The sequence below is a fragment of the Actinoplanes sp. NPDC051470 genome (assembly GCF_040682035.1).
Lineage (GTDB): Bacteria > Actinomycetota > Actinomycetes > Mycobacteriales > Micromonosporaceae > Actinoplanes.
The window spans coordinates 615,906-629,409 of sequence record NZ_JBFBAA010000001.1; the positions used below are offsets into that span (position 1 = coordinate 615,906).

The 13,504-nt window shown below is 71.5% G+C and carries 10 protein-coding genes; 4 read left to right on the forward strand and 6 right to left on the reverse strand.

The features are described from left to right. Nucleotide 1: 1 nt before the first annotated feature. Nucleotides 2-862 carry a TatD family hydrolase gene (locus tag AB0M54_RS02955; RefSeq protein ID WP_364468808.1) on the reverse strand — a complete coding sequence of 287 codons (861 nt, stop codon included), beginning with the start codon at nucleotides 860-862 and terminating at the stop codon, nucleotides 2-4. 109 nt (nucleotides 863-971) lie between these two features. On the opposite strand from AB0M54_RS02955, the gene AB0M54_RS02960 reads away from it, so the two are divergent. Beyond that, nucleotides 972-2,036, forward strand: coding sequence for a hypothetical protein (locus AB0M54_RS02960; protein WP_364468810.1), 1,065 nt, complete (start codon nucleotides 972-974; stop codon nucleotides 2,034-2,036). 57 nt (nucleotides 2,037-2,093) lie between these two features. Continuing rightward, nucleotides 2,094-3,329 (forward strand): GAF domain-containing sensor histidine kinase, encoded by a 1,236-nt coding sequence (locus AB0M54_RS02965; RefSeq protein ID WP_364468812.1) that lies wholly within the window; start codon nucleotides 2,094-2,096, stop codon nucleotides 3,327-3,329. 55 nt (nucleotides 3,330-3,384) lie between these two features. Here AB0M54_RS02965 and AB0M54_RS02970 read toward each other — a convergent pair whose 3' ends face one another. From AB0M54_RS02970 to AB0M54_RS02980, 3 genes are all read right to left on the reverse strand, one after another. Continuing rightward, on the reverse strand, nucleotides 3,385-5,757 hold the full coding sequence (locus AB0M54_RS02970; protein WP_364468814.1) for a bifunctional polysaccharide deacetylase/glycosyltransferase family 2 protein: 2,373 nt from the start codon (nucleotides 5,755-5,757) through the stop codon (nucleotides 3,385-3,387). Continuing rightward, nucleotides 5,754-6,644 carry a hypothetical protein gene (locus tag AB0M54_RS02975; protein ID WP_364468816.1) on the reverse strand — a complete coding sequence of 297 codons (891 nt, stop codon included), beginning with the start codon at nucleotides 6,642-6,644 and terminating at the stop codon, nucleotides 5,754-5,756. Before AB0M54_RS02975 ends, AB0M54_RS02970 begins: the two co-directional genes overlap by 4 nt. A gap of 495 nt (nucleotides 6,645-7,139) precedes the next feature. Next, nucleotides 7,140-8,660, reverse strand: a complete 1,521-nt coding sequence (locus AB0M54_RS02980; RefSeq protein ID WP_364469180.1) for a phospholipid carrier-dependent glycosyltransferase — start codon at nucleotides 8,658-8,660, stop codon at nucleotides 7,140-7,142. 137 nt (nucleotides 8,661-8,797) lie between these two features. On the opposite strand from AB0M54_RS02980, the gene rsmI reads away from it, so the two are divergent. Further along, nucleotides 8,798-9,643, forward strand: a complete 846-nt coding sequence (rsmI, locus tag AB0M54_RS02985) for a 16S rRNA (cytidine(1402)-2'-O)-methyltransferase (RefSeq protein WP_364317034.1) — start codon at nucleotides 8,798-8,800, stop codon at nucleotides 9,641-9,643. Nucleotides 9,644-9,665: 22 nt separating this feature from the next. Here rsmI and AB0M54_RS02990 read toward each other — a convergent pair whose 3' ends face one another. Beyond that, nucleotides 9,666-10,991 (reverse strand): hypothetical protein, encoded by a 1,326-nt coding sequence (locus tag AB0M54_RS02990; protein ID WP_364313834.1) that lies wholly within the window; start codon nucleotides 10,989-10,991, stop codon nucleotides 9,666-9,668. A 119-nt stretch (nucleotides 10,992-11,110) separates the two neighbouring features. On the opposite strand from AB0M54_RS02990, the gene metG reads away from it, so the two are divergent. Next, on the forward strand, nucleotides 11,111-12,916 hold the full coding sequence (gene metG / locus AB0M54_RS02995) for a methionine--tRNA ligase (protein ID WP_364313831.1): 1,806 nt from the start codon (nucleotides 11,111-11,113) through the stop codon (nucleotides 12,914-12,916). Here metG and AB0M54_RS03000 read toward each other — a convergent pair. After that, complete coding sequence (locus tag AB0M54_RS03000) at nucleotides 12,908-13,480, reverse strand: CGNR zinc finger domain-containing protein (protein WP_364468818.1); 573 nt, start codon at nucleotides 13,478-13,480, stop codon at nucleotides 12,908-12,910. The genes metG and AB0M54_RS03000 overlap by 9 nt on opposite strands. Nucleotides 13,481-13,504 lie beyond the last annotated feature (24 nt).

Below are 13,504 nucleotides of genomic sequence, written 5' to 3' on the forward strand. Positions count from 1 at the left end.
CCTAGTTCTTCCAGGAGCCGAAGACGCGCTCGCCGTTGGCCGAGACCGCCGCGCACAACTCGTCCAGGTCGTGCCCGGTGCTTTCGGCCAGCGCGCGCATCGTGTGCGGGATCAGGAAGGACGCGTTGGGCCGGCCCCGGTGCGGCTTCGGGGTCAGGTACGGCGCGTCGGTCTCCACCAGCAGCTGCTCCGGCGGCGTGATCCGGGCGGCCGCGCGAAGGTTATCCGCGCTACCGAACGTTACCGTTCCGGCGAAACTGAGGTAGTAGCCCCGCTTCACACATTCCCGCGCGAAGGCCTCGTCGCCGGAGAAACAGTGCAGCACGACGGTGTCGGGCGCGCCTTCTTCGTCGAGCACCCGGAGCACGTCGGCATGGGCGTCGCGGTCGTGGATGATCAACGCTCGGTGATGTCTTTTGGCGATCGCGATGTGCGCGCGGAAGCTCGCCTCCTGGGCCGGGCGACCGTCGGCGCCCGTACGGAAAGTGTCCAGCCCGGTCTCGCCGACGCCCCGGACCCGCGGCCGTGCGGCGAGCGCCTCGATCTCGCGGAGGGCCTCGTCGAGGTCGTCGAGCAGCGGCGCGTCGTTGGGGTGGATGGCGACCGCGGCCAGGACCCGCTCGTCCCGGTCGGCCAGATCGACGCCCCATCGCGAGGAGGCCACATCCACTCCGACTTGGACAAGTCGGTCCACTCCCGCGCGGGCGGCGGCGTCGATCAGCTCGGCGACCCCCGGCCCCTCGGTCTCCTGCACCGTGATGTCCAGGTGGGTGTGACTGTCGAAGACCGGCACCACCAGCGGTTCCGGCGGCGGCGGGAATTCGCCCGCCCGGCGTGCGGCCCGCTCCTCGCGCGTACTCATCGAGGTCAACTCTGCCACACGCTCGGTCAAGGGAGTGATCCTGCATACACGCAGGCTGGGGTAACCCATAGTTCACCTTGAATACACCCAGCGCGATTACTTTCCGCACGTGACCGTGACCCGTGAGGTCGATCTGGAGCCGTTGGAGCCACCCTTGATGGCGCCGCTCCACCGCGATCTGGGCTGGGCCGATGTGCAACGGATGAGCCAGTCGGCCGCCCATCGGGACGATCCGACCCTGCGCCGCATCCGCGAGACCGCCGCCGTCAGGCGTGGCACCCGGATGATGAAGGTGCTCTCGGCCGCGCAGGTCGCCGGTCATCTGGGCGGCTGGCTGCCGTACGGCTTCTGCTACCGCGCCTGCGACATCGGGCACCTGCGGCAGCCCGAGCAGCTGGCGCTGCTGCGCACCGACGGCGCGATGGACACCGAGGTGGCGTACGCGCTGCGCTGGCGCGCGGTCGACCCGATCGACTACGAGATCCCCGGCGGCCCGGGTCAGCCCGGCCTGGCCGGCCTCCCGGCCCATCAGCGGATCGGCGCCCTGGTCCTCGGCACCGGATTCACCCCGAGCACCGACGACCTGATCCCGGAATACATCACCGCCAACTTCGCCGACCTGCCCATCCCGGCGAACGCCCAGCTGCTCGGCTACTCGCCCCTCGGTGAGGAGGTCGTGCTCTACACCTACCAGCCGGAACAGCACGGCTGGCTCCGGCTGGCCGGCCCGAAGTGGCGCCGCCTGCTCGAGGGGCTGCCCGGCGTCACCCCCGACCGCGAGTACGTTCCGTGCACCGACACACCCACGGCCCAGTTGGTCGGCCGGATCAACCAGCACGAGTACCAGGCGGTGGCCGACCCGCCCGAGGAGTTCCGGGTCCGCGCGCTGACCCGCGCCGCCCGATACCCGGTGCAGACCCTGAGCCGCCGGGCCGAGCAGGCCATCTGGCGCGGCACGGCGTGCTGGGTGCTCCAGCGTGACGAGCGCTGGGCCCGGCTGCGGCTGCTCCGGCCCGATCCGGAGACCCTGCACACCACCGGGGCGCGATGCTACGAGCGGGGTGTCTACGAGGCGTGGGCGCCGATCGGCGAGCTGTCCGACCACCACATCATGGACATGCCGTACGAGCTGCCGGCCCAGCCGTCCCGCTACCAGGAGACCGGTCCCGCATAATTTGCGGTAAATGCCCAATAGGCGAAGATTGCTACTTTTCGGTGGTATCCCTAGAGTATGGAAGCTCCGCGCCCCAGTAACGAGACCGACCGGCTCGCCGCCCTCTACGCCCTGGGCGTGCTGGACACCGAGGCGGAGAAGGACTTCGACGACATCGTCGCGCTGGCGTCGCATGTCTGCGACGTACCCATGTCGCTGGTGTCTCTGATCGACACCGACCGGCAGTGGTTCAAGGCCCGGACCGGCACCGACCTCACCGAGACGTCGCGTGAGTTGTCCTTCTGCTCGCACGCCATCCTCGGCAAGGACCTGTTGGTGGTGCCGGACGCCCAGGAGGACGCCCGGTTCTCGGACAACCCGATGGTGCGGCAGACCGGCGGTGTCCGGTTCTACGCCGGCGCGCCGCTGGTCACCACGGACGGCTTCGGGCTGGGCACGCTGTGCGTGATCGACTCGAAGCCGCGCCGTCTGGACGTCGAGCAGCTCCAGGCGTTGCGGGCGCTGGCCGGGCAGGTGACCGCCCAGCTCGAGCTGCGGCGGTACGCCGTGACGCTGGCCAACACCACGGCCCGGCTTCAGGAGCTGGAACGCCGCAAGGACGAGTTGACCGCCCTGGTCGGCGGTGAGCTCAGGGGGTCGCTGCGGCTGATGGACACCTACCTCGACGGGCTGGGCCACACCGGGTACCACGACGTCGAGATGGCCGATCTGGTCGGCCACGCGGCCTCCGCCCACGTACGCGGGCTCCGCGAGCTGCTCGACCACCTGCTGCGACTGGCCGACGCCGGGTTGGGCAACGAAAGCCTGCACATGCGTCAGATCGACCTCACCCGCCTCACCCAGCGCGCGGTCGAGGCGGTCCGCCCGATCGCCGCGACCAAGCAGATCTGGATCCTGAACCAGGCCGGCGGTCCGGCGCTGCCGATCGTCGCCGACCCGGTGCGGCTGGAACAGGTGCTGATGCAGCTGCTGTTCGCGGCGGTGAAGTACACACCGAGCGGCGGCCGGATGCGGGTCGGCACCGAGATCGAGTCCGGGCCGGCCGTACGGCTGGACGACATGGACATGCCCGACGGCGAGCGACCCGACCTCTTCCCGCATCTCTACTACGGCACGATCGCCAACCCGGCCGATGGGCCCGGACCGGACCGCGGTCTGGCCGTGGCCAAGCGCGTCCTGGACGCCCACCACGCCACGGTCGCCCTCTCCGACCGGCCGGGCGACGGCACCTCGCTGCACGTGGTGTTCCCGTTCGCCGTCCACGAGGCCGACCGCCAGCTCATCCTCGCCTGAGGCGCGGACAAGCCCCGCACCGCCCGGCTGCAGTTCGGGCGGTGCGGGGCCCATCTCACCCGGTGCGCACCGGGCCCGAGCCGCCAGCCGGGGGCGAGCCGGCGGACGGCATGTCATCGGCGGCCGAGGACTGCGAAGGCACCCAGGGCCGTGCGGGCGCCCGGCCGGACGCCGGGTGCGGGTTGAGCGGGATCTCGTGCAGCGTCGGCGGCCAGGAGTCGAGCTCCGGGGCCACGGCCGAGTCGTAGGCGGGCGTCGGCCCGCCGGACACCAGGCCGGCCCGGCGCAGCTTGTGCCAGCCCAGCCGCCCACCGGTCAACGCCGTCGTGGCCGACTGGATCAGGACCAGATACATCAGCTGGCGGTACGCGAACTGCTGCAGCGGAAGCCGCCAGAGCGGACCCATCGCCTCCCGGTCGAGCCGGAACGCGATCGCCGCCGTGACCAGCTGGAGCAGCAGCATCCCGAACCAGGCGACGACCGTCTCCTCCAGCTCCCAGAACACCAGCCCGTACACCAGCATGATGTCCACCACGGGCGCGAGCAGCGGCAACGCGACCCCGAAGAGGGCCAGGAACGGGAGCCCGCGACGGCCGAACCGGCCGGACGCGCCACGCTCGGTGAGCGCCTCGCGGTGCTTCCACATCGCCTGCATGGTCCCGTAGCTCCACCGGTAGCGCTGGCGGTAGAGCTGCTCCAGGGTGGCCGGCGCCTCGGTCCAGGCACGGGCCCGCTCCTCGTAGACCACCCGCCACCCGGCCCGGCACAGCGCCATCGTGATGTCGGTGTCCTCGGCCAGCGTCTCGTCGCTGAAGCCGCCCGCCTCGTCGAGGGCCCGCCGGCGGAAGGCGCCGATCGCGCCGGGCACCGTGGGCATGCAGTTGAGCACCTCGTACAGCCGGCGGTCGAGGTTGAACCCGATCACGTACTCGATGTGCTGCCACAGGGCGACCAGGCTGCGCCGGTTGCCGATCTTGACGTTGCCGGCCACCGCGCCGACCGTCCGCTTGCCGAACGGCTGCACCAGCCGCCGGATCGAGTCCGGCTCGAAGATGGTGTCGCCGTCCACGGTGACGATCAGGTCGTGCTTGGCCAGGGCGACGCCGGTGTTCAGCGCGTTCGACTTGCCGCCGTTGGGCACCCGGACCACGCGGACGTTCGGCAGCCGCATCCGCTCGACCAGGGCCGCCGTGCCGTCGGTCGACCCGTCGTCGACGACCACCACCTCGATCTCCGGGTAGTCGCCGCCGGCCAAGGACCGGACCGCGGCCTCGATGCCCTCCTTCTCGTTGTAGGCGGGCACGATCACCGACACCGGCTCGGTCACCTCGGCCCCCCAGCGAAAGCCGGGCCGGCGCCGCTGCCGGGCGTGCCGGCCGGCCAGCAGCAGGAGCAGGCCGGTACGCCCGATCGTCAGCGCCCCGATCAGCAGGAACAGCCCGGCGATGACGTACACCAGACCGTCCGCGAGCCCGACCGTCCACATCAGCGCCTGGCCCCGCCAGCGGTCGGCGTCCGGCGCCGGCTGGTTGTAGGCCAGCGGCGGCGGCGTGTTCCCGGCCTCCTTGCGGGCCTCCTTGAGGCCGACGTTGAGGCCCTCGGTGACCGTGGTGAACCGGTACCCGCGCGCCTTCATCCTCGGGATGAAGGCCCGCAGCGCCTCGACCGTCTGCCGGCGGTTGCCACCGGCGTCGTGGAACAGCAGCACCGCCGACTCGCCGGCCTTCGGCGTGGCGTTGAGCAGGATCCGGGGCACCCCCGGCCGCTGCCAGTCCTGGCTGTCCAGGTCGTTGACCACGACCAGGAAGCCCTGCTCACCGGCGTCCTGGACCAGGGCCCAGTTCGTCTCGTCGATGGCCTGCGGCTTGGACGAGTACGGGAACCGCACCAGGTTCGTGTGCACCCCGGCGGCCCGGGCGATCGCCACCTGGGTCTGTGACAGCTCGAGCTTGCGCCGCCACGGCGCGAGCAGCTGCATGTTCGGGTGGGTGAAGGTGTGCAGCCCCATCTCGTGCCCGCCGCCGGCGATCTGCCGGGCGACCTCCGGATGGCGGACCACCTCGGAGCCGACCACGAAGAACGTGCCGTGCGCGTCGTTCTCGGCGAGCACCTTCAGGATCTGCGGCGTCCACGTCGGGTCGGGGCCGTCGTCGAAGGTCAGCGCGATCGTCTTCGGCGGCAGGCGGTTGGAGCTGACCTGGCCGCCGGTGGTGTTGATGACCGGGCCGCCGTCCTTGATCCCGGCCGGGACACCGGACTGGTCGCCCACCTCGGTCTCGACGTGGTCGGCCTTGAACTCGGAGTTGATGTACGCCTGCACGACCAGCACCGCGACGAACAGCACCAGCACCAGCGTGCCGAGCAGGATGCGGGGGCGGGGCAGCAGCCGCCGCCGGGCCCGGACCCGGGTGCGGCCGCGCCGGGTCACGCGTCCTCCTCGGCGGCCGGCAGCTCTTCGTCCGGCTCACCCGGTCCGGTCGGCTCGCTCTTGCCGCTCGGCTCGCTCCCCGACGCCGTGGGCTCGGGCGCCGGGTCCTCGCGCACCGTCGGCGTGGGCGCCGGGGGCAGCTTGGGCGGCGCCGGAGGCAGCTTCGGCGGCGCCGGAGGCAGCTTCGGCGGCGCCGGCGGCGGGGTGTTCACGCTGCCGCCGCCACCGGAACCGCCGGTACCGGCCCCGGAATCGCCGCTCGTGGCGCCGCCCCCCGTGCCGCCGGGTACCGGCGGGTTGGGTGGGACCGGCGGCGTCGTGGACGTCGTTTCCGGGGCCGGGGTCGTGGGGCCCGGCGTGACCGGGCTCCTGGAGGGTTTCGGCGTCGTGCTGGCGCTCCCGGACTCCAGCGGGCGTGCGGTCTTCGTGACCGTCGGCGTGATCCGGACCGGCGCCTTCGTCGCGGTCGCCCGGGTGGTCGCGGTGGCTCGCGGCGCCTCCGCACGCCGCGTGTCCCGGATGGACCGGGCGTCCGGCCGGCGCAGCGACTCGGTGAGCAGCCGTGGCGGCTGCGACCCCGGGGGCGGGGTGAGCATCGGCGGCGCCGGCGCCGGGCCGGCGATCGTGTCGTCGGAGTCGTCGCCGCCCAGCTCGGGCAGCGGCAGCACCGCGCTCGAGCTGACCGGGCCGCCGGCCAGGCTCACGCTGACCAGGCCGCCGTAGAGCATGCACAGCGCTCCGAAGCCGTAGGCGACGCGGCGGAGCAGCTTGCTCCGGCGCCCGGACTCGTCGACGAACACCGGCGCCGCGGAGGGCACCGCGAGCACCTCGGTGTCGGGGATGCCGGAGTCGGCGGAATGCGGGGTTTCAGGCTCCTGCGAAGTCACCCGGCGAGCTTAGGAACATCTTTTGAGATCTTGATCGGCGTCACTCCAACAGGGGACGGCGAATTCCGGCCGAGAATCAGCCAGATTGGTGACCGTCAGCATTTGACCTGATGGCAGGACGTCTGATCGGCCTTCGGAGAGATCGCGCTGAGCTGCACCGAATTGCGCGGGCAAAATAGGTTACGCGAATTCAAGAACAATTTCAGTGTCGCTTTCCTGACACCATTCCCGAACAATTCTCGCCATTGCCCGCGTCGCTATTAATGACAATAGAGGCGTATGTCCGGATTGTCGCAAACGGACCGAGCGGACCAAGAAGATCGTGCGCCCGAGACCGAATTTTGCCCGATCTCCTGATGATTGAGTATGGACAGCCGTTGTGGACAGCGGTCCCCATGGCTAAGCTTCGTGGTGCGCGCTCCTATCGCCCGCTTCCCCCGTGGCAGGCGATCGGAGCGCGCTTTTCTGTCCCCGGAGCTCCGGCGTGAGCCAGACCTAGATCCAGCGCGACCCGAGCCACATGCGGGCCTGCCAGGACTGATAGGGGATCGTCTCGCCCACGAAGATCGGGTAGAAGTAGGCGAAACAGAGCGCCACGATCGCCACGAAGGCGCCCACGATCACGGTCCCGACCAGTTGCCGGTCGGAGCGTCTCTCCCCCGACTCGATCCCGCCCGGCGGCGTCATGATCGCGCCCAGCGCGTAGGTCACCGCCAGGATCAGGAACGGCAGCGCCGGCAGCACGTAGAAGACGAACATCGTCCGGCTGTCGGCGACCGCGTAGTAGAACCACGGCAGCAGGCCACCGGCCAGGCCCGCGCCGATCGCGTAGGCCCGCCAGTCGCGCCGCGCGACGCCGAACCAGATCAGCGCGCCGATCGCGGGCAGGAACGACCACCACAGGATCGGCGTGCCCAGCAGCAGGATCTCGGTCGCGCAGCTGCTCGCCCCGCAGCTGCCGGTGCCGTTCCAGTGGAAGGCGACCGGCCGGCCCAGCAGCAGCCACTGCCACGGCCAGGACTGGTACGGATGCTTGTCGGTCAGGCCGCTGTGGAACGTGTACGCCTGGTGGTGGTAGTGGGCCAGGTTGAGCAGGGCGCCCAGGATCGGCGGCTCGCTCATCCCGTTCGCCTCCCGGTAGTGCCGGAAGTAGCCCGAGTTGGTGACGAACCAGCCGGTCCAGGTGGCCAGATAGAAGATCACCGTCAGGGTGAAGCTGACCACCAGCCAGCCGAGGTCGCCGAGCAGCCGGACCGCGATCGGCCGGCGGATCCCGGCCGAGCGCCGCGCCCCGACCCGCCAGGCCACCACCAGCAGCGCGAACAGCGGCGCGAAGAACAGCGCGCTCCACTTCACGCCACAGGCCAGCCCGAACATCACCCCGCCGACGAACAACCACCACGGCACGAAATGGGGCAGCCGGGAGGTCTCCGGGTCGAAGCCGTTCTCCAGGGCGCGCAGCCAGCGCCGCCGGTAGGCGTCCCGGTCGATCAGCAGCGCCGCGAAGGTGGCCAGGATGAACAGCCCCAGGAAGATGTCCAGCAGCGACGTCCGGGACAGCACGAGATGGAAGCCGTCCAGCGTCATCAACAGGCCGGCCACGCCGGCCAGCACGATCGAGCGGAACATCCGGTACGCCACCCGGATCAGGATCAGCACCATCAGCGTGCCGGCGACCGCGGTCGGCACCCGCCACCCCACCGGGGTGTTGCCGAACGCCATCTCGCCCAGCGCGATCAGCCATTTGCCCAACGGCGGATGCACCACGTAGGCCGGGCCGTTGGTCCTCTCGTCCCACTCCACGCCGTGGTGCAACATGTCCCAGGCGTCGGTCGGGTAGTAGACCTCGTCGAAGACCAGGACCTTGGGCTTGCTGAGGCCGACCAGCCGGAGGATCGCCGCGATCGCGACGATCACGGCGGTGACCAGCCAGGAGTACGGGTTGAGCCAGTTGTCGAGCGTCGACAACCGGCGGCGCACGGCGTCGGGCACCCGCCGCTTCCCGAAGGGAGCCATGTCGGCCTCGACGGGTACGGGCGCGATGTCGGTCGCCACACTCACCCCGCGATGGTAGGCCGCGCGGCCATGGCCGTGCTCGTCCAGCCCTCGTGGCGCGGTGTGATGGACTTCCTCCCGTGACTGAGCCAGGTGCAATCGGGGGCAACGGACGGGTGGTGCTCCTCGGCGCGCCGCTGGGCAACGTCGGCGACGCGTCGCAGCGGCTGCGCGACATCCTGTCGACCGCGGACGTCGTCGCGGCCGAGGACACCCGCCGCCTGACCCGGCTGGCCCGCGACCTCGGGGTGACGGTCGGCGGGAAGATCGTGTCCTACTTCGAGGGCAACGAGGAGCGGCGTACGCCCGACCTGGTCGAGGCCCTTCGCGCCGGACAGACCGTCGCGGTGGTGACCGACGGCGGCATGCCGAGCGTCTCCGACCCCGGGTACCGGCTGGTCCGCGCCGCCCTGGACGCCGGCTTCCCGGTGACCGCCGCGCCCGGGCCCAGCGCCGTGACCACCGCGCTGGCGCTGTCCGGCCTGCCCAGCGACCGGTTCGTCTTCGAGGGCTTCCTGCCCCGCTCCGGCTCGGGCCGCCGCTCCCGGCTGCGTGAGCTGGCCGCCGAGCCGCGCACGCTGGTCCTCTTCGAGGCGCCGCACCGGATCGGCGACGCGCTGGCCGACCTGGTCGCCACGTTCGGCGGGGAGCGGCCCGCGGCGGTCTGCCGCGAGCTGACCAAGACGTACGAGGAGATCCGCCGCGGGACGCTGACCGAGCTCAGCGATTGGGCCGCCGCCACGCCCCCACGCGGGGAGATCACGCTGGTGCTGGGCGGCGCCCCGGTGGTCGCGGCCGAGCGCCCGCCGGACGAGGACCTCCGGGCCGCGGTGGCGTCGCGCGAGGCGGCCGGCGACTCGCGGCGGGACGCGATCACCGCGGTCGCCACCGAGTTCGGGCTCCGCCGCCGCGAGGTCTACGCGCTCGTCCACCAGGACCAATAGCCAGTGGTAGCCCAGGGCGGGTTCAGTAGGCGGCGGCGAGGAAGCCGAGCAGCAGCAGGACCGGTCCGGCCAGGCTGATCAGCACCGCGCCGCGCCGGCTGCGGGCGGTCTCCAGCCGCCGCGCCCCGGTCATCCCCGCGATGCCGTAGCCGCACAGGAGCACCAGCACGAACCCCAGCGTCCAGCGCAGGTGCAACATCAGACCGGGCCCGCCCACGTACGCCTGCCGGCTCTCCGGGCTGACCATCCGGGCCGGCGTGATCGCCCCGGTGTCGCGTGAGTTCGCGTCCACCCCGAGCAGCGTGACCCGCTCGACCGGGAAGCCGCCGTCGGCCGCCGCGAACGAGCCCTGACAGCGCTGCGTGACGCCGCTGCCGGTGCACCGCGAGACGGTCGCGACGCCCTGGTCACCGTGGCCCACGGCCAACCAGAACGGTTCCGCGCTGACCCACGAGAAGAACGCCGCCACCAGCGCGAGCAGCACCAGACCGAGCAGTCCGGCCACCGGGCCACGCGGTGACCGCGGCTTACGGGCCGGCGGCAGACCCCGTCGTTCGTCGGCCGGGCCGGGCGAGGCGGCCAGCCGCTGCCGCGTCTCCGGCGACGGCCAGGCGTTGCCGGCGGCCGCCCGCTCCTCCTCGCTCAGCCAGAACGGGTGGTTCTCCAGCCGCTCCCGCTTCGCCTCGTCGGCCACCTGGCCGAGCCGGGAGACCCCCTGCCCGGGCAGGACCGGCACCCGGTCCTTGGGCTCGGGCAGGACCATCACCTCGGGTTCGGGGTCCGGGGTGGCGGGTGCTTCGGCCTGGGCCTCGTCGGCGCTGCTCACGGCGTACCCCTCATCGGTCTTGTCCGGCGGGTTGTAACGGTCCTTGGGCCGGCGGTGGTGGTCGCGCTCGACCGGCTCGGGCTCCGGGGTCGCGTCCTCGACGGCCTGCGCGGCCGCGATGGCCTCGACCAGCTCGATCCGCTCCTCCTGCTCGGCCTCGACCAGCGCGGCGGGCGTGGCCGGCCCGGCCTCGACCAGCGCCGTGGTCCGCTCCGCTTCGACCGGCGGGGCGGGCTCGAGCGCGCCGGCCAGGTCGTGGGCGCCGGCCGCGTGGGCGTCCAGGGCCTCCGGGGCGAAGGCGGGCTCGGTGCCGCCATAGGCGGCGGGCAGGGCGTTGGCCGGGGCGCTCGACACCGGACGGCGTCGTGGATGCCGGGGCCGGGCGGCGGCCGCCTCGGCGAGCGCCTCCGCGCGGTCGCGTTCCTCCTCGACCCGCCACCATGCCGTGTTGGGGTCGGGAAAAGACCACGTCTCGCTCTCGGTCCGCGGCGTTTCCCCTGGCTGCGGCGCGTCTCCGGTCACCGCCTCAGTAGACTGCACATCTTCCCGACGATCACCCATATAAGGGGCGTGTCTACCTTTTTCGGTACGGCACCATGGCGCTCGCAGGCGTACCTCAGGTGTCACTACGCTGGGGAACCATGAGTCACGTTCTCGCCGCGGTCGCCTGGCCCTACGCCAACGGCCCGCGCCACATCGGTCATGTCTCCGGCTTCGGAGTGCCCTCCGACGTGTTCAGCCGGTACATGCGGATGGCCGGCCACGACGTGCTCATGGTCTCCGGCACCGACGAGCACGGCACCCCGATCCAGGTGCAGGCCGACGCCGACGGGGTGACGCCCCGCGAGCTGGCCGACCGCTACAACCGGGTGATCGTGGAAGACCTGCACGGGCTGGGGCTGTCGTACGACCTCTTCACGCGCACCACCACGCGCAACCATTACGCGGTCACCCAGGAGCTGTTCACCGGCCTGCTGGCCAACAACTACATCGTCCGCAAGACCACGCTCGGCGCGAAGTCCCCGTCGACCGGCCGCACCCTGCCCGACCGGTACATCGAGGGCACCTGCCCGATCTGCGGCTACGACAGCGCCCGCGGCGACCAGTGCGACAACTGCGGCAACCAGCTCGACCCCGAGCAGCTGATCAACCCGCGCTCCAAGATCAACGGCGAGACGCCCGAGTTCGTCGAGACCGAACACTTCTTCCTCGACCTGCCGGCCTTCGCCCAGGCCATCGGCGCGTGGCTCGACCAGCGGGAGAACTGGCGGCCCAACGTCCTGAAGTTCAGCCGCAACCTGCTCGACGACCTCCAGCCCCGGGCGATCACCCGCGACCTCGAGTGGGGCGTGCCGATCCCGCTCGACGGCTGGAGCGACCGCAACGACAAGCGCATCTACGTGTGGTTCGACGCGGTCATCGGCTACCTGTCGGCGTCGGTCGAGTGGGCCCGCCGCACCGGCGATCCCGAGGCGTGGCGCAAGTGGTGGTCGGCCGACAGCGAGGGCAAGGACGCGCTGGCCTACTACTTCATGGGCAAGGACAACATCGTCTTCCACTCGGTGATCTGGCCGGCCATCCTGCTCGGCTACTCCGGCGAGGGCGACAAGGGCGGCGAGCCCGGCCGGCTGGGCCGGCTCAACCTGCCCACCGAGGTGGTCAGCTCGGAATACCTGACCATGGAGGGCAAGAAGTTCTCCTCGTCCCGCCGCGTGGTCATCTATGTACGCGACTTCCTGTCCCGGTACGACGCCGACGCCCTGCGCTACTTCATCGCCGCGGCCGGCCCCGAGGCCAACGACACCGACTTCACCTGGGCCGAGTTCGTCCGCCGCAACAACGACGAGCTGGTCGCCGGCTGGGGCAACCTGGTCAACCGCTCGATCTCGATGGCCGCGAAGAACTTCGGCCAGATCCCCCCGCTGCTCGATCCCACCGCCGACGACCTCCGCCTGCTCGAGGTGTCCCGGGCCGGTTTCGCCGGGGTCGGCGACCTGATCGGCAAGCACCGCCAGAAGGCGGCCATCGGCGAGGCCATGCGCGTGGTCGCCGAGGCCAACAAGTACCTGTCCGACCAGGCGCCGTGGAAGCTCAAGGACCCGTCGTCGAAAGACCGGATGGGCACCATCCTGCACGTCGCCCTCCAGGTCGTCAGCGACGCGAACACGCTGCTCAGCCCGTTCCTGCCGCACTCCGCCCAGAAGGTTCACGAGCTGCTCGGCAACACCGGCGTCCACCAGCCGATGCCGGCCATCGTCGAGGTCGACGACCTGGACGGCGGCCCGTCGTACCCGATCCTGACCGGCGACTACACCGTGGGCGCCCGCTGGGAGTCGGTGCCGCTGCCGGCCGGCACCGCGCTGCAGGCCCCGAAGCCGGTCTTCAAGAAGCTCGACATCGCGGTCATCGACGAGGAACTGGCCCGCCTCAGCGGCGACTCAGCCTGACCGCCCGCCTCGGACCCGCCGCCGTTCGGTGAGGCGGCGGGACTTGGCCTGGGCGCCGCAGTCGTCCATGGAGCACCACCGGCGGGTCAGGTTGCGGCTGCGGTCGAGGAAGAGGAAACCGCAGCCGCCCTCGTCCGGCGGGCAGGCGCGCAGCCGGCTCAGGTCGGCGGTGCGCAGCAGGTCGACCAGCGCGTCGGCCAGGCGGTCGCCGATCATCCACGCCGGGTCGGTGCCGACCAGCAGCGAGACGGGCGAGGTGGGCGCCAGCGCCGACCGGTCCATCGCCGCGGCCCATCGGCGGCTCAGCCGGTCGAGATCCTGTCCGGCCAGGGTCAGGTCGACCAGGGACCGCAACTCGAGCACGTCGGCCAGGGCGGCCTCCGGCGACCAGGACCGCTCGACGCGCTCGATGTCGGCGCCGGTCACGATGCCGATCCTCGGCGCCCACGCGAGCAGGGCGGCCGGGTCGGACAGGAACTCGATCTGATCGTCGCCGGTCTGCCGGGGCGCGACCGTGTTGGCGAGGTCGAGCGCCGGGTGCCCGCCGACGATGCGCAGATCCATGTCTCCACCATAGCGGGGTTTTGA